This window comes from Hyphomicrobium sp. NDB2Meth4, from assembly GCF_900117445.1.
Classification (GTDB): domain Bacteria; phylum Pseudomonadota; class Alphaproteobacteria; order Rhizobiales; family Hyphomicrobiaceae; genus Hyphomicrobium_A.
Map to the genome: position 1 here is coordinate 467,201 of NZ_FPEJ01000003.1, position 17,261 is coordinate 484,461.

Sequence of the window (17,261 nt, forward strand, 5' to 3'; positions counted from 1 at the left end):
ATATGACAACAAAAAAGGGTGGCATGAGCCACCCTTTAATTGCAACCCGCTGCTCAGAAAAACAGGGATCAGGTCTTCACGGCGAACAGCTCGGCCTGCTCGGCAGTATCGAGCTCGCGCACGTGCCACGGCAGCCCCTGCTTGCCGATCTCATCCATGAACGGCTTCGGCGGAAGCTGCTCGACGTTGTAGACGCCGCCCGGCTTCTTCCAGGAGCCGTTGAACAGCATCATCGCGCCGACGACCGGCGGCACGCCCGTGGTGTACGACACCGCCTGCGCGCCCGTCTCCTTGAACGCCTGCTCGTGATGGCAAACGTTGTAGATCATCGCGCGCTTCGGCTTGCCGTCCTTCGTACCGGTGAAGATGCAGCCGATCGACGTGCGCCCGGTATAGCCCTCGCCAAGCGACGACGGCGGCGGCAGCAGCTCCTTCAGGAACTCCATCGGAATGACCGGATTGCCCTTGTACATGACGGGGTCGATGCGCGTCATGCCTACGTTCTGCAGCACTTCGAGGTGCTTGATGTAGTTGTCCGAGAACGTCATCCAGAAGCGGATCTGCTTCAGGCCGCGGATGTTCTCGACGAGGCTCTCTTCCTCCTCGTGATAGATGAGGTAGCTCTTGCGCGGACCGACCTCCGGATAGTCGATCATCGCCGAGATCGACAACGGATCGATGTCGATCCATTCGCCGTTCTTCCAATATTTGCCGCGCTGCGTCACCTCGCGGAGATTGATCTCCGGATTGAAGTTGGTGGCGAACGCCTTGCCGTGGCTGCCGTCATTGCAATCGATGATGTCGATCGTCTCGATCGTGTCGAACAGGAACTCCTGCGCGTAAGCGCAATAGATGTTCGACTGCCCGGGATCGAACCCGCAGCCGAGGATCGCCATGATCCCCTTGTCCTTGAAGCGGTCCTGATACTTCCACTGCCACGAGTACTCGAACTTCGCGACGTCGCGCGGCTCATAGTTGGCGGTGTCCATATAGTGCACGCCCGCTTCCAGGCAGGCATCCATGATCGGCAGGTCCTGATACGGCAGCGCCATGTTGATCACCAGGTCAGGCTTGACCTTGTTGATCAGCGCCACCGTCTCGGCGACGTTATCGGCATCGACTTGGCTGATCTCGATCGGCGTGACGCAGCGCTTGGCCACCGCTTCGCAGCTGGCAATCCGGCGCGAGGCCAGATGCACCCGCTTGAACACGTCGCGGTTCATCGCGCACTTCTGTGCGGTAACAGAACCCGCCGCGCCGGCGCCGATGATGAGGACACCTTCCAATTCGCATCTCCCGCTGACAAGGATGGAAGCCTGGAGCACGCCCATGCCGCTCCGAGGCGAGGGAATTAGTGCAGCCGCACCCCGAGTACAATACCTATGTGCTTAACGCCTATTTGTGACAGAGCTTGCGAATGCGACGCAAAACTGTCTTCTGCCTCCTTGAAGCACAGGCGTAGGGCGTGCAGGGGCGGCCGTGACTGATCAATCTCACAACGAAATCCCTGCCGGAGCCGTCAGCCTGGCGGACTACGAGCGCCTCGCATCGGAGCGTCTCCATCCCAAGGCCTGGGCATTTCTCTCCGGTGGCGCCGCCGATGAAATCACCATGCGCTGGAACCGCGAGGCGTTCGACCGGCTCCAGCTTCTTCCGCGCGTGCTGCGCGGAGCCGCCAGCGCCGATTCCCGGCTGGAATTGTTCGGCCGCGCCTTTTCCCATCCGATCCTTCTCGCCCCAGTCGCCTACCATCGGCTCGCACACCCGCATGGAGAGCTGGGCACCGCCGCCGCTGCGGCCGCGCAGGAAGCGGGCCTCGTGCTCAGTACGCTCTCCTCGGAGACCTTGGAGGACGTGGCCGCGGTGGCCGGACCGCGCCGCTGGCTGCAGCTTTATCTGCAGCCCCAGCGCGCTGACACGCTCGACCTTGTCCGCCGCGCCGAGGCCGCCGGCTACGAGGCCCTGGTCCTCACCGTCGACGCCCCGATCAATGGCGTACGTGATCACGAGCGTCGCGCCGCCTTTGCTCTCCCGACCGGCATCGCCGCCGCAAACCTCGCTCGCTACGCGCAGCTCCCCTCAGGTGGCCTTGAGCAGCTCATGGCGCTCGCCCCAACCTGGGAGGACGTCGAATGGATCATCGGAGAGACCAAGCTTCCCGTAGTCCTGAAGGGCATCCTCCATTCTGACGACGCCGAGCTTGCCGTTGCCAGCGGCGCGGCCGGCATCATCGTCTCCAACCACGGCGGCCGCACCCTGGACACCATCCCGCCGACCCTCGACCTCCTGCCCTCGGTCGTCAGCCAGATCGAAGGGCGCATCCCCGTGCTGATGGACGGCGGCATCCGCCGCGGCACCGACGTCTTGAAGGCGATGGCCCTCGGCGCCAGCGCCGTTCTCGTCGGTCGTCCTATCGTCTATGGGCTCGCCGTCGCCGGTCCGCTCGGCGTCGCGCACGTGTTGCGTCTACTCGGCGACGAGTTCGCCATTGCCATGGCGCTGACGGGGTGCGCTACCCTCGCCGACATCCCCCGCGCCAATCTCATCCGGCGGTGAGCCGGGCGAAGGTTGTGCTAACGTGCAGGCAATTCGATCCTCCTGAACGGGACGTGGCACCATGGAACTTGCACCGATGTCTTTTCTGGGCTGGCTGATCATCGGCGCCCTGGCCGGCTGGCTCGCCGGCAAGATCGTGGTCGGCTACGGCTATGGCTTCGTTGGAAACATCGTCATTGGCATTTTAGGCGCCTGCATCGGCGGCCTCATTCTGCCCAAGCTCGGCATCGTTCCGGAATCGACCGGCGCTAATTTTGTCGCCGCGACGCTCGGCGCCGTGATCCTTCTGTTTCTGCTGGGTCTGCTGCGGCAGCGCTGATTGCGTACAATTTCACCGAATTTCTACAAACCCCAGCAACGGCCCTCTGTGATTATGCCCCGATCGCAATGATCCGACACCGGATCGTCCGTTTGGGCTGACAATGATTCTCGATATGCCGACCATTTCGCTCGTGTCCCTGTCGGCAACGACGCTCGTCGGCTTGCTGCTGTGTTTCGTCTGGTGGCGCGAACGCAGCAACCCTCTCATCGGTTGGTGGGGTGTGGGCCAACTGTTGATGGCATCCGGCATCGCGTTTGCTGCCGCCTCTTCCTTCGTCAACGATCAGGCTTTGTCGGCGTTCGGCCAGTCGCTGATGGTTCTTTCGGCAGCCATCTCATGGATGGCCATACGCGAATTCGCGGGGCGCTCGCTAAACCCGCTTCTGGTCGCGGTTTGGCCCTGCACCTTCATCATCCTCTGCGCGAGCATTGCAGTCTCGTTCGATCAGCGCCTGATCCTCGCCAGCACGCTGCTCGGCATCCTCTACCTCTTCGCAGCCGCCGAATTCACGCGCCAGCATAATGAGCGCCTCGTCGCACGCTGGCCTGCGATCGTACTGCTGGCCGTGCTCGGCCTCAGCTACCTCGCTTGGATGCCACTAACGTTGACCATGCCCGTGCGCGAAGCCGGTCTCGTTTACGCCAGCGCCTGGATGCCAGCCGTCGTTCTCATAGCCCTCCTCGGCCGTATTGCGCTGGCGTTTGTTGTGCTCGCTATCGTCAAAGAGCGTGAGGAAGTCCGCCAGCGCATGTTCGCGTTGACCGATTCCCTGACCGGCCTGCCCAACCGCCGTGCCCTGTTCGATGCCGCCGACGCGCTCACCGAGGAGCAGAGATTTTCCAACGGCGAAGCCATGTCCATCTCCGTCCTGGTCTTCGACCTCGATCACTTCAAGAAGATCAACGACACCTACGGCCATCGCCTCGGGGATCAGGTGCTGAAGCTCTTTTCCGAGACCCTGCTCGACACGCTCGACGAGGACTGCATCGTTGGCCGCCTGGGGGGCGAGGAGTTCGCCGCAATTCTCCCGGGCGCCGGTTTGCGCGCAGCCACCGAGGCGGCGGAGGACGTCCGGCTGGCATTCGCCGCCGCTGCAACGGTTGTGGAAGGCCATGAGGTGTCGGGCACGGTGAGCATCGGCGTCGCCGCGTCCAATGACGCCCTATGCGACATCGGCAGCCTGTTCCATCGCGCGGACGGCGCCCTCTATGCAGCCAAGCTGGCAGGGCGCAACCGGGTGCAGTCCGTGACGCCATCCGATCCCAGCCAATTCGATGGTTGGAGTGTCGAGACAACCACGCCAAGATGGTTTGATGATCGCTCCGAGGCCGCCAACCCCATGCGCACACGCCGCTACCGCGGGTCCGTCGACGCGGCATAGCGACCTTTCAGCCCTCCGGCGTCCTGACGACTTGAAAAACAGCAATCGCGTAAGGTAGGTACTGCGGCTTCTCCGTCGAGTGCGACCGCCATGGCGCACGAACAAGCGCCCGCGAGCGCACCAGCATCGCCACCCGGCGATACGCGAGGGAAACAGAGATGGATGCCGCGACACTCTACGCCGTCATGAGCCTGGCCTCGGGCCCCAAGCGGATGACGACGCAGAAGTTCCCTACTGTCGCCATGTGCGAGCAGGAAGCGCAGAAGCTCCGCAAGAAGACGTCCATGAAGGATGCCATCTTCTATTGCGTCAAGCGCAAGCCAGATTCATCAGAGCGCAAGGCCGTGCAGGAGGCTCAGGCCGCCGCCCGCAAGCGCGCTATGCAAATGCAGATGCAAAAGCAGAAGCAGGGCGCCCAGGCGCAGGGTGCAGGGCCCATCGGCATGCCGCGCGATTTCTACAGCGGTACGACGCCGCCACAACAATAGCGCACCGGGCACCCTCATAGCGGTGCCTCGCAGAGGGGGATGTGGGGCAATGTTCAAGCTAAAGGAGCACGGCACCAACGTCCGCTCAGAACTGCTCGCCGGCGTGACGACATACATGACGATGGTCTACATCGCCTTCGTCAATCCGGCGATCCTCGCTGACGCCGGCATGGACCACGGTGCTGTATTCGTCGCCACCTGCCTCGCCGCCGCCTTCGGCTCTGCGCTGATGGGACTCTACGCCAACCTCCCCATCGCCCTTGCGCCGGGCATGGGCCTCAACGCCTACTTCACCTACTCCGTCGTGAAGGGTGAGGCTATCCCGTGGGAGGCTGCACTCGCAGCGGTGTTCGCCTCCGGCGTGTTATTCCTCATCATCAGCGTGACGCCGCTGCGCCGCTGGATCATCGACAGCATTTCCAAATCCCAGAAGCTCGCCATCTCCGTCGGCATCGGCTTCTTTCTCATCATCATCGGCTTGCAGGCCGCAGGCTTCATCGCCGCCGATCCCGCAACGCTGGTCCAGCTCGGCAACCTGAAATCGCCCGGCATTGCCATCGCCGCAACAGCGTTCATTCTCATGGCCGCGCTCGATGCTCGCCGCGTGCCCGGCGCTATCCTTATCGGCATCATCTTCGCTTATCTCGCTGCCTTGCTCTTCGGCCTCACGCCTGTATCGGCCATCGCTTCCGCACCGCCGTCGATCGCACCCGTCTTCATGAAGCTCGACTTCCCTGCGCTGTGGAATCTCGCGATGCTTCCTATCGTGCTGACGTTCCTGTTCATCGTCCTGTTCGACAACACAGGTACCCTCATCGGCGTGGCGCGGGCGGCAGGTCTGACGCGCCCCGACGGCTCGTTCCCCGGCCTCGAGCGCGCACTCGTCGTCGATTCCGCCTCGACCATGGCCGGCGCCGCCCTCGGCACCTCCACCACCACGAGCTACATCGAGAGCGCCGCCGGTGTGAACGCTGGCGGCCGCACCGGACTGGTCGCCATCACCGTCGCCGCGCTCTTCCTGATGACGCTCGTCCTCGCACCCCTCGCTGGCTCGATCCCGGCCTTCGCCACCGCCCCCGCCCTCATCTTCGTCGGTTGCTTGATGACCGCCGGCGCCAGGGACATCGACTTCGACGACGCCACCGAGTTCGTGCCCGCGGCAATCACGATCATCGCCATGCCGCTCACGTTCTCGATCGCGGACGGCATCGGCTTCGGCTTCATCGCTTATGCCGGCATCAAGCTGCTCGCCGGCCGCTGGCGCGAGGTCCCGGCCGCAGTCTTGGCGCTCGCGGCCATCTTCGTGCTGCGCTTCGCACTGCTTTGAGCCCACCCGGGCTGGCCGCGGACGTTCTTTAGCCCTATAGTTGCAGCATCACCACACGCCGGACTGCCAGGCGATCCCGCTAGTCGCGCCGAATGCAGCAAATTCCGGCTGCTTGTAGCGAGCGGCCGTCGCCCACCTGGATCGGTAGCGGACTTTTTCGCCGACTGAGCAGCCAGAACCGCGGATGCCTGTCACAATCACGGTGAACGGTCGCGACGGTTTTTAGCCGTACCGCTCGTTTTCACCCTAGACGCCGCACTGTTGCCTCTTTGCGGCGCCTGGTCTGGTCGGGCTCACGGGACAGGGTCGCAAAAGTGCTTAAGTTATTCAAATCATTATTTGCGATCCTCGTTATTGGAGGACTTACGGCCGCCGCCGTTCACTTCTCTTCCGGTACGGTCCAGAACCAGCGGCAAGGTCGTTTCGGCCGCATGGACGGCCCGGTGCCTGTCGTCACGACTAACTCCCGGCTTGAGAACGTACCCGTGTGGCTCGAGGGGGTCGGCACCGCCAAAGCACGCAACACTGTCACCGTGCGCCCGCAGGTCGACGGCAAGATCCTCTCGATCAACTTCAAGGAAGGCCAGGACGTCAAAGCCGGTGATCTGCTGGCTCAGATCGATCCCGTCACGTTTCAGGCCCAGCTCGACCAGGCGGTCGCCAAGAAGGCGCTCGACGAGAGCCAGCTCGCCAACGCCAAGCGCGATCTCGAACGCTACGACCAGCTTTCCTCCAACGTGATCGCAGCGAAGACGGTCGACACCCAGCGCGCGCTCGTCGCCCAGCTCGAAGCCCAGATCAAATCCGACGACGCAGCTATCGAGAACGCCCGCGCCGTCCTCGGCTACGCCACTGTCGTGGCGCCGATAAGCGGCCGCACTGGCATGCGTCTTATCGATGTCGGAAACTTGGTCCGCGCTTCCGACGCCGGCATCGTCGTCATTACCGAGGTGCAACCGATCTCGGTGCTGTTCACCTTGCCACAGCAGGATCTCCCAGAGATCAACAAGGCGGTTGCTCAGCGCGCGCTGAGAGTCGAAGCCCTCGAAACGGACTCCAAGAACGTGCTCGACACTGGCGAGCTTGAGGTCATCGACAATCAGGTCGACCAGACCACCGGCACCATTCGCCTCAAGGCCGACTTCCCCAACAAGGACCTGCAGCTCTGGCCCGGTCAGTTCGTCAACGTGCGCTTGCTGCTCGACACGCTGCAACAGGTCGTCGTCGTGCCCACGTCCGCGGTGCAGCGCGGCCCTGATGGAGCCTTCGTCTACGTCATCAAGGACGGAAAGGCCGCCGTGCGCAGCGTCGCCCTGGGCCAGCAGGACGAGAAGATCGCCGTCATCACCAAAGGTCTCGCGGCGGCCGAGCCAGTCGTCACCACCGGCTTTGCGCGACTGAAAGACGGCGCGGATGTCACCATAGCGCCGCCCGCCGGAACAGCACCCTCGGCCAACGGCGACAAGCCGCAGGCCATCAATGCGAACGGCGGCGAGACATCTTCGATCATGACGGCGACGCCCGCCATGCAGGGCGACCTGCGCGGTGAGTTCCGCCAGGGCAAGAAGCGCGGCGAAGGTCGTCACAAGGACGGCAAGCGCGGCGCCGGCAAACGCGGACCGCGGAGGGAAGCCGGTAATCCGTCCGGCACCACGCCATGAGCGTCTCGGCCCCCTTCATCACGCGGCCGATCGCGACCTCGCTGCTCGCCTTCGCCACCATCCTCGGCGGCGCCCTCGGCTACTTCTGGCTCCCGGTCTCCTCGCTTCCGCAGGTCGACTTCCCGACCATTCAGGTCTCGACCCAGCTTCCCGGCGCCAACCCGCAGACCATGTCGACGCTGGTCACCGCCTCGCTCGAACGCGAGTTCGGCAAGATCCCGGCCCTGTCGACCATGACATCCACGAGCTCTTACGGGCTCAGCCTCATAACGCTGCAGTTCAACCTCGGCCGTGACATCGACGCTGCCTCACAGGACGTGCAGTCGGCGATCAACGCCGCCGGCTCGACGCTGCCGCGTAACCTGCCCTATCCACCAACCTATTCGAAGGTGAACCCGGCCGACGCGCCCGTAGTGACGCTCGCCATCACCTCCGACATCGTGCCCATGCGCGAGCTCTCTGATCTCGCCGACACGCTCATCGCCCAGCGGCTCTCCACTGTGACGGGCGTCGGCCACGTCTCGGTCGAAGGTGGCGTGCGCCCCGCGGTCCGCATCCAGGCCGACATCGGCCGCCTCGCCGCCTACGGCCTGTCGATCTTCGACCTCAACACCGCGATCACCACCGCCAACGTCGCCGGCCCCAAGGGCTCGCTCGACGGCACGCACCAGAGCTACACCATTTCGGCCAACGACCAGATCTCGTCCGCCGAAGCATATCGCGATATCGTCGTCGCCTTCCGCAACAGCGCACCGGTTCGCCTGAGAGACGTCGCCGAAGTCTCCGAGGGCTTGGAAAACTCGCGCGTCGGCGGCTGGTATCAAGGCACGCCCGCGGTCATCATCGACGTCCAGCGCCAGCCAGGCGCCAACGTCATCGACACCGTCGACCGCCTCAAGGCCGAGCTGCCCCGCCTGGAACGCGCACTGCCCACCAGCGTGAAGCTGACGCTGGTGCACGACCGCACCGAGACCATCCGCGCCTCGATCCACGACGTGCAGTTCACGCTCGTCCTCAGCGTCGCACTCATTGTCATGGTGGTGCTGGTGTTCCTGCGCTCCGTCCGCGCCACCATTATCGCCGGCGTCGCGCTACCTGTGTCGCTGATCGCCACGTTCGCGGTGATGTACTTCTGCGGCTTCTCGCTCGACAACCTGTCGCTGATGGCCTTGACCATCGGCACGGGCTTCGTCGTAGACGACGCCATCGTCATGATCGAGAACATCGTCCGCCACATCGAGAAGGGACAAAAGCCTTTGCGCGCCGCCCTCGATGGTGCGCGCGAGATCGGCTTCACCGTCATCTCGCTGACGCTGTCGCTCGTCGCCGTGTTCATCCCGCTGCTGTTCATGACCGGCCTCGTCGGCCGCATGTTCCGCGAGTTCGCCCTGACCCTCACCATCGCCGTCGTCGTCTCGGCCATCGTCTCGCTGACGTTGACCCCGATGATGGCCGCCAAGCTGCTGAAGCATCAGCCCGAGGGACGCGGCAACTGGCTCGGCCGCGCCTTCAATTGGTTGATGGACATGGTGATCGAGGGCTACCGCCGCACGCTTGAACTTGTGCTGCGCCACCAGACACTGACGCTGCTCGCCACTGTAGCGACCCTGGTGATTACCATCTGGCTCTACATCATCATCCCCAAGGGCTTCCTGCCGCCTCAGGACACCGGTCTCATCACCGCCGCCCTCGAAGCCGAGCCTCAGGTCTCCTTCACCGAGCTGAGCCGCTTGCAGGCCGAAGTTACTGCTGTCGTGCGCAAGGACCCCGACGTTCAGGGCGTCGTTTCTGTCGTCGGCGTCGGGCAGCTGAACCCGACACCAAACGTTTCGCATCTGAAGATCACCTTGAAGCCGCGCAACAACCGCAGCGCATTGGCACCCGCCATCATCGACAGGCTGCAACAGGCGGTCTCGTCCATTCCCGGCATTGTCGTCTATTTCCAGGCGGTGCAGGACGTCCAGATCGCCACCCGCTCCAGCCGCGCGCAGTATCAATATACGCTCGTCAGCACCGACGCCGACGAAGTGCGCGAATGGACGACCAAGCTCGCCGCGGAGCTTTCCCAGTCGCCCATGCTGAGCGAGGTGAACCTGGAGACGATGGACACCGGCCTCAGGACGCGCGTCGATGTCGATCGCGATGTCGCCGGCCGCCTCGGCGTTACCGTGCAGGCGGTCAGCGACGCGCTCAACGACGCGTTCGGCCAGCGGCAGGTTTCGACCATCTATGCCCAGGCCAACCAGTACCGCGTCGTGCTGGAAGCGATGCCGCAATACCGCAGCGACCCCTCGCAGCTCACCCGCCTCTATATCCCCTCGTCCAGCGGGGCACAGGTGCCGCTGACGGCGATCGCCAAGATCACCTACACCACCGCCCCGCTCGCCGTGAGCCACCAAGACCAGTTCCCCTCCGAGACCATCAGCTTCAATCTGAAGTCCGGCGCAGCGTTGAGCAATGCCGTCGACATCATCAGCGCAGCCGAAGCCAAGATCGGCATGCCGTCCTCGGTCACCGGCAGCTTCTTCGGCGACGCCAGCGAGTTCGCTTCATCGCTCAAGAGCCAGCCTTGGCTCATCCTCGCCGCCGTCGTGACGATCTACATCGTGCTGGGCGTGCTCTACGAGAGCTTCGTGCACCCCTTCACCATTCTGACGACGCTGCCGTCCGCCGGCATCGGAGCCCTGCTCGCACTGATGTATGCCGGCCTCGATCTGTCGCTCGTCGCGCTGATCGGCATCGTGCTGTTGATGGGTATCGTCAAGAAGAACGCCATCATGATGATCGACTTCGCGCTCGACGCCGAGCGCGAACGCGGCCTCTCCCCGCGTGACTCGATCGTCGAAGCCGCACTGCTGCGCTTCCGCCCCATCATGATGACCACGCTCGCCGCGTTGTTCGGCGCCCTGCCGCTCGCAATCGAGAGCGGCGTCGGCTCCGAGCTGCGCAATCCGCTCGGCATCACCATCGTCGGCGGCCTGCTGCTGAGCCAGCTTCTGACGCTCTACACCACGCCGGTCATCTATCTTGCCATGGAGCGCCTGCGCGCGCGGCTGTCCTCGACGCCGACGCCGCAGCATGACGTCTCTACCGGCGCCAGCGCCCCAGCCGAGTAGCCGCCATGAACTTCTCGGCTCCCTTCATCAAGCGTCCCATCGGCACCACGCTCCTCGCGATCGGCCTGTTCCTGCTTGGCGCCACGGCGTACTACGAGCTGCCCGTCGCCAGCCTGCCGGCCGTCGACTTCCCGACGTTGCGCGTGCAGGCGAGCCGCCCTGGTGCCGATCCCGAGACGATGGCCTCCACCATCGCCGCCCCGATCGAAAAGCGCCTCGGCGAGATTGCCGGCGTCACCGAGCTGACATCCACCAGCAAGGAAGGCTCCGTCGGCATCTCGGTGCAGTTCGACTTGTCGCGCGACATCGACGGCGCCGCCCGCGACGTGCAGGCCGCCCTCAACGCCGCGACCGCTGACCTGCCCGGCGACCTGCCGGACGTGCCCACTTTCCGCAAATACAATCCTTCCGCCTCACCTGTGCTCATCCTCGCGATGACGTCCAAGAACCTGACGCCGAGCGACATCTACGATGCCGCCGACACGGTGGTGGCCCAGCGCATTTCGCAGGTCCCGGGCGTCGCCCAGGTCGAGGTCAGCGGCGCCGAGCAGCCCGCCATTCGCGTGCGCGTAAACCCGACATTGCTCGCATCCATGGGCCTCAGCATGGAGGAGGTGCGCACCGCCATCTCCGAGGCCAACGCAGTCGCTCCCGTTGGCGCCGTCGACGGCGACAAGCAGGCAATCACCATCGACACCAACACCCAGTTGCGCGATCCCAAAGACTACGGCGCCATCGTCCTCAAATCGCGCGATGGCAACGTCGTCCGCCTTTCCAGTGTCGCCACCATCGAGCATGGCACGCGCAACAACCGCTCCGTCGCCATGGTCGACCGCCAGCCGGGCGTGCTGCTGATCATCCGCAAGCAGCCCGAAGCCAACGTTCTCGAAACCGTCGACGGCGTTAAGGAGCTGCTGCCCGACCTCGAGCGCTGGATTCCCGCAGGGATAGATATTTCCGTACTGACCGACCGCACGGAGACCATTCGCGCCAGCGTGCACGACATGCAGTTCACGCTCGTGCTGGCCATCGCGCTCGTCATGCTGGTCGTCTTCGTCTTCCTGCGCCGTTCCACGCCCACCATCGCCGCCGGCATAACCGTGCCGCTCTCGCTGGCCGGCACGTGCGCCGTCATGTGGGCGCTCGGCTACTCGATCAACAACCTGACGCTCATGGCATTTGCCATCGCTGTCGGCTTCGTCGTCGATGACGCCATCGTCATGCTGGAGAACGTCTATCGCAACATCGAGAAGGGCATGGGCCCGATGCAGGCAGCCGTCGTCGGCTCCCGGCAGATCGGCTTTACCGTCATCTCGATCAGCATCTCGCTCATCGCCGCGTTCATCCCCGTGCTCTTCATGGGCGGCGTCATGGGCCGCATGCTGCGCGAGTTCTCTGTCACCCTTGTGGTGGCCATCGCCGTCTCGGTCGTCGTCTCCCTGTCGGTCACGCCGATGATCTGCGGCCACTTCCTCAAAGACGAGCGCGACAAGAAGCCGACGCGGTTCGATCGCATCGTCGAGAGCGTCATCGGCTGGATGGTCTCCGCCTACGCCCGCACGCTGCGCGTCGCTTTGCGCCATCAGGTCGTGACGCTGTTCTCGCTGCTTTGCGTCATCGTGCTCACCGGCCATCTCTACATGCAGATCCCCAAGGGCATGTTCCCCGAGGACGATACCGGCCTCATCATCGGCTCCACCGAAGCGTCTGCAGACGTCTCCTTCGAGGCGATGCTGAAGCTGCAGAAAGAGGCGTTGGATATCGTCCTGAGTGACCCCGCTGTTGCGCACGTGGGCTCCTCTCTCGGCGGATCGGGCCCAGGCCCCGGCGGCGGCAATCAGGGCCGCATGTTCATCAACCTGAAGCCGCTGGCCGAACGCAACAACGAGCCGACCAACCGCGTCATCAACCGCATGCGCGGCAAGCTTGCCAGCATCGACGGGTTGCAGGTGCGCATGTTCGCCTCGCGCGACATCCGCGTCGGCGCCCGCCAAGGCCCTTCGCAGTTCCAATATACGCTCTGGGATCCCGACATCGACGAGCTGTACGAGTGGGCGCCGAAGGTCCTAGAGCGCATGAAGCAGATTCCGGGCCTCGTCGACGTCGCCAACGACCGTCAGGCAGGCGGACTGCAGCTCGACATCAAGATCGATCGCGACGCCGCCTCGCGCCTGGGCGTGCGCATCGCCGATATCAATTCCGCTCTAAACAATGCCTTCGCCCAGCGTCAGGTCTCGACCATCTACGCCCAGCGCAATCAGTATCGCGTCATCCTCGAGATCGACCCGCGCCTGCAGCGCGAACCTTCCGACCTCAACAACATCTACGTTCCGAGCACCCAAGGTCAGCAGGTGCCGCTCACCAGCGTCATCCGCATTCAGAAGGGCACCACGCCGCTTGTCGTCAATCACCAGGGGCCATTCCCTGCCGTGACCATCAGCTACAATCTCGCGGCCGGGACGACGCTGGATCAGGCCCTGCGCGACATCGACAAGGCGATGGCCGAAATCCAGACCCCCACCGGCTTGCGCGGTGAAATGGCCGGCGACGCCCGCGCCTTCGTCGAGCAATCGTCCCAGCAGCCGCTCTTGATTCTCGCCGCGCTCATCGCCGTCTACATCGTGCTCGGTGTACTCTACGAGAGCCTCGCCCACCCGCTGACGATCATCTCGACACTGCCATCGGCCGGGCTCGGGGCCCTGCTCGCCCTTTACGTTTCCGGCATGGAGCTGTCGATGACCGCGCTCATCGGCGTGATCCTGCTGATCGGCATCGTCAAGAAGAACGGGATCATGATGGTCGACTTCGCACTCGATGGAGAGCGCGAGCGCGGCCTCAAGCCCGCGACCGCCATCTATGAAGCGTGCCTTGCCCGCTTCCGTCCCATTCTGATGACGACCCTGGCTGCCCTGCTCGGCGCCATCCCCCTGGCCATTGCCATAGGACCCGGATCGGAGATCCGCCGCCCGCTCGGCATCACCATCATCGGCGGCCTCATCGTCTCACAGATGCTGACGCTCTACACGACGCCGGTCATCTATCTGATGCTCGACAAATTGCATCGGCGCCTTGGCGGGGCCCGGCGTAACGAGGATGCCGACGACCCGGCACCCCCTGCCGAGGTGCAAGCCTCTCCAAGCCCTTAGCCCGCCCTGATTGCCGTTCGAGCCCGGTCCTGCTACCCAAAACGGCCGTTAAGTGCTGTTGTTGGCCCAAATGGCCTGCGACAATCGCCGTGTAACAAACCCGCCCCAGCCGCGTACATATCTACGAGGAGCTTTGTGGCTCAAGGACAGAACGAGGAGGAGTGGGCGACACTCATGCGCGCAGCCATAGGCGGCGACAGCGCCGCCTACCAAACGTTGCTCCAATCGTTGTCCAACGTGTTGCGACCGAGCGTGCGCCGGGGGTTTGCCCAAGCCGGAGCACCGCTGGGCGATGTTGAGGATGTCGTCCAGGAAACTCTCCTGGCGCTACACCTGAAGCGTAATACGTGGGATCCGTCCCAGCCCCTGGGCCCCTGGGTACGTGCCATCGCACGGCACAAGTTGATCGACGCTCTGCGTCGGCGCGGTCGCCGCGTCCAAATTCCGATCGATAGCGTGCTCGATACGCTGTCGGTTCAGGAGGACAACTCCGGCGTCGACCGCCAGGACGCCGAACGTCTGGTCGACGGCCTCGCAGGCCGCCAGCGCGATGTCGTGCGGGCCATAAGTCTCGAGGGTCAGTCGATCCGAGAGGTGGCCGAGCGGTTGAACATGAAGGAGGTGGCTGTGCGCGTCGCGTTGCATCGAGGTCTGAAAACTCTCGGCGCGCAGCACCGGAAAGACCAGGACGAATGAAGACGAACCAGCTCATCAACGCCATTGCTGCGGATGCCAAAGCACCAAGCATCCCGATCAGCACGACGGTTTTGTTCGCGGCCGGCATCGGCATTATCGCGACCGGACTGTTGTTCTGGACGATGCTTCCCGTGCGCGGCGACATGGGCGCTGCCATGGGCGATTGGCGTTTCCTGATGAAGTGGGCGTTCAGTCTTAGTCTGCTGCTGACGGGAATTGCCATGGCGATCAGCCTCGCCCGGCCGCAGTGGTCACCGAGTTCGAAGCTGCTTCTCCTGCTGACCGGGCCGGCAATTCTTGCCATCGGCGTCGTCGCCGAATTGATCTCGCTTCCGGCCAGCGACTGGATGCCGACTATGGTCGGCACTGCGCCTATCGCCTGCCTCGTATATGTGCCCTTGCTGTCTGGACTGCCGCTCGCGCTGATGATCGTAGCGCTGCGACGTGGCGCACCCGCGCGTCCCGCAGCTGCCGGCGCTGTAGCGGGCGTCATCGCCGTTGGCATTGCAGCAACTTTCTATGCCACGCATTGCCAGAACGACAGTCCGCTCTTTCTCGCCGCCTGGTACATCATATCGACGGTCATAGTCGCCAGCATCGGCGCAATCCTCGGTGCACGACTGCTGCGCTGGTAAGGGCTTTCTGATTGACCCCCGACAGGTTCAAGCTAGGCTCGCCGTTGTGACAACAACAACGTGCAACCTAGGGGAAAATCATATGGACCGCGCCGAACTGGAAACCGTGTGGGCGCCGCGACTGCTGGGCATCCTGCGCATCGTCGCCGCGATTCTTTTCATGGAGCACGGAACGCAAAAGCTGTTTGGCGTCCCGACACCGGCCCATGGCATGCCCGAAGCCTTCACGCTGCTCTGGTTCGCTGCCGTGCTCGAGGTCTTCGGTGGCTTCCTCCTGCTGATCGGACTCTTCACTCGGCCGGTCGCGTTCATCCTCTCCGGTCAGATGGCCGTCGCCTATTGGATGGCCCACGCCCCGCAGAGCATCTATCCCGCGCTCAATGGTGGCGACGCCGCGATCCTCTTCTGTTTCATTTTTCTTTACCTCGTTGCTGCGGGCCCCGGCGCTTTCAGCCTCGATGGCGCGCGCGCACCAAAGTAGTCGCTGAATATCTCGCTAACGGACGTCTCAAAACGTCCGTTAGACTGCCGCAAACGGCACTTACCTGCTCCTGAAAGAGGCAGGGTTTACCATTGTCAGGCTAAGCTGCCGGATTGCCACGCAGAAAGTTTGGCAATCCAGGGGTGCAACTCCACCCCAAAGGTGTTCGAGTACCCAATGCGTCCGAGTTACATCGTTCTGTTCGTTGCCCTCTGCACGGCACTCGCCGCAGCAGCGCTCGGACCGATGCGCGGACGCAGCATTGAAGCCGGCGTCGCCGACGCACTCGAAGCGACGAAGACGACGCTCGCACGCTTCAGCGGTGATGCTCCCGCGAGTGCGCCGCAGGCGCCCAAGCCTCCCGAATTGACCGTCAGCCAGCCCGTCAAGCGCGACGTCATCGAATGGGACGAATACACCGGCCGCTTCGACGCGGTGGAAGCAGTGGAAATCCGTGCGCGCGTCTCCGGCTATCTCACCGAGGTAAAATTCACCGACGGCGAAACCGTAAAGGCCGGCGACTTGCTCTTCATGATCGACCCGCGCCCTTACGAGCGTGCGCTCGAGCAAGCCCAGGCCCAGCTCAACCAGGCCAAGGTCAGCGTCAGCAACGCCAAGCTCGACGTGGAGCGCGGCCGCCCGCTGCTGAAGAGCGATTACATTTCCCGTAAGGCTTTCGATGACCGGGAGAACTTGCTTCGCGACGCGCAAGCGCTCGTCATCATCGCTGAAGCACGTGTAAAGAGCGCTGAGCTTGATTTGAGCTTCTGCCGTATCACCGCACCGATCTCTGGACGCATCAGTCGCACGCTCGTGACGCCCGGAAACTTCGTCAGCGGCGGTGGATCGAACAACGCTTCCACGGTACTGACGACGATCGTGAGCCAGGATCCGATCTACATTTATTTCGACGTCAGCGAGAACAACGCTCTCAAGTATCAGCGCATGTCGCAAGCTGCCGGCAAAGGCGCAAACGGCATGATCGGCGCTCAGGTCGGCGTCGGCCTTCCCGATGAGGAAGGTTTCCCGCACGAGGCCAAGCTCGACTTCCTCGAAAACCGCCTGGATCAGGGCACAGGCACATTGCGCGCGCGGGCCGTCCTCGCAAACGCCGACTTCCTCTTTTCGCCCGGCATGTTCGCGCGCGTACGCCTGCAAGGCTCGCCCCAGTATTCCGCCCTGCTCCTGCCCGACGAAGCCATCGGCACCGACCAGGCGACAAGATTCGTCTACGTCGTGGGCGACGACGATATCCCCGTGCGCCGCCCCGTTGAGCTCGGCCCGCTCGATGGCGGCATGCGCATTATCCGCGACGGGCTAAAGCCTGACGACTGGGTCGTGCTGCGTGGCCAGCAGCGCGTGCGCCCAGGTCAGAAAATCGTGCCGCGACGTACGCCGCTTGCGGTATCCGACGCGACCGGAGACATCGACAAGGCAACCAAGCGCTGAGGC

Annotated in this window: 13 protein-coding genes; 12 read left to right on the forward strand and 1 reads right to left on the reverse strand. The window is 63.7% G+C overall.

Annotated elements, in window-relative coordinates; translation table 11 throughout:
- Positions 1 to 68 precede the first annotated feature (68 nt).
- On the reverse strand, positions 69 to 1,286 hold the full coding sequence (locus tag NDB2M4_RS08365; RefSeq protein WP_072373442.1) for a saccharopine dehydrogenase family protein: 1,218 nt from the start codon (positions 1,284 to 1,286) through the stop codon (positions 69 to 71).
- A gap of 193 nt (positions 1,287 to 1,479) precedes the next feature.
- Here NDB2M4_RS08365 and NDB2M4_RS08370 point away from each other — a divergent pair, with 193 nt between their 5' ends.
- From NDB2M4_RS08370 to NDB2M4_RS08425, 12 genes are all read left to right on the forward strand, one after another.
- Positions 1,480 to 2,556, forward strand: coding sequence for an alpha-hydroxy acid oxidase (locus tag NDB2M4_RS08370; RefSeq protein WP_072373002.1), 1,077 nt, complete (start codon positions 1,480 to 1,482; stop codon positions 2,554 to 2,556).
- A gap of 76 nt (positions 2,557 to 2,632) precedes the next feature.
- A complete protein-coding gene (locus NDB2M4_RS08375) occupies positions 2,633 to 2,875 on the forward strand; it encodes a GlsB/YeaQ/YmgE family stress response membrane protein (protein WP_210186520.1) in 243 nt (80 codons plus the stop codon).
- A 115-nt stretch (positions 2,876 to 2,990) separates the two neighbouring features.
- Complete coding sequence (locus NDB2M4_RS08380) at positions 2,991 to 4,259, forward strand: GGDEF domain-containing protein (protein ID WP_171988055.1); 1,269 nt, start codon at positions 2,991 to 2,993, stop codon at positions 4,257 to 4,259.
- A 158-nt stretch (positions 4,260 to 4,417) separates the two neighbouring features.
- The gene (locus NDB2M4_RS08385) at positions 4,418 to 4,747 is read left to right on the forward strand and encodes a hypothetical protein (protein ID WP_072373011.1); all 330 of its coding nucleotides are present in this window, start codon (positions 4,418 to 4,420) and stop codon (positions 4,745 to 4,747) included.
- Between the two features lie 49 nt (positions 4,748 to 4,796).
- Positions 4,797 to 6,074 carry an NCS2 family permease gene (locus tag NDB2M4_RS08390; RefSeq protein ID WP_072373014.1) on the forward strand — a complete coding sequence of 426 codons (1,278 nt, stop codon included), beginning with the start codon at positions 4,797 to 4,799 and terminating at the stop codon, positions 6,072 to 6,074.
- A 314-nt stretch (positions 6,075 to 6,388) separates the two neighbouring features.
- The gene (locus NDB2M4_RS08395) at positions 6,389 to 7,735 is read left to right on the forward strand and encodes an efflux RND transporter periplasmic adaptor subunit (protein ID WP_072373445.1); all 1,347 of its coding nucleotides are present in this window, start codon (positions 6,389 to 6,391) and stop codon (positions 7,733 to 7,735) included.
- Positions 7,732 to 10,851, forward strand: coding sequence for an efflux RND transporter permease subunit (locus NDB2M4_RS08400; protein WP_072373018.1), 3,120 nt, complete (start codon positions 7,732 to 7,734; stop codon positions 10,849 to 10,851). Before NDB2M4_RS08395 ends, NDB2M4_RS08400 begins: the two co-directional genes overlap by 4 nt.
- A 5-nt stretch (positions 10,852 to 10,856) precedes the next feature.
- The gene (locus NDB2M4_RS08405; RefSeq protein WP_072373021.1) at positions 10,857 to 13,997 is read left to right on the forward strand and encodes an efflux RND transporter permease subunit; all 3,141 of its coding nucleotides are present in this window, start codon (positions 10,857 to 10,859) and stop codon (positions 13,995 to 13,997) included.
- Between the two features lie 135 nt (positions 13,998 to 14,132).
- On the forward strand, positions 14,133 to 14,693 hold the full coding sequence (locus NDB2M4_RS08410) for a sigma-70 family RNA polymerase sigma factor (protein WP_280173526.1): 561 nt from the start codon (positions 14,133 to 14,135) through the stop codon (positions 14,691 to 14,693).
- Entirely contained in the window at positions 14,690 to 15,328 is a 639-nt protein-coding gene (locus NDB2M4_RS08415) for an NrsF family protein (protein ID WP_072373024.1), read from the forward strand. Before NDB2M4_RS08410 ends, NDB2M4_RS08415 begins: the two co-directional genes overlap by 4 nt.
- An 82-nt stretch (positions 15,329 to 15,410) precedes the next feature.
- On the forward strand, positions 15,411 to 15,809 hold the full coding sequence (locus NDB2M4_RS08420) for a DoxX family protein (protein ID WP_072373026.1): 399 nt from the start codon (positions 15,411 to 15,413) through the stop codon (positions 15,807 to 15,809).
- Positions 15,810 to 15,986: 177 nt separating this feature from the next.
- On the forward strand, positions 15,987 to 17,258 hold the full coding sequence (locus NDB2M4_RS08425) for an efflux RND transporter periplasmic adaptor subunit (protein ID WP_083556042.1): 1,272 nt from the start codon (positions 15,987 to 15,989) through the stop codon (positions 17,256 to 17,258).
- Positions 17,259 to 17,261: the final 3 nt, after the last annotated feature.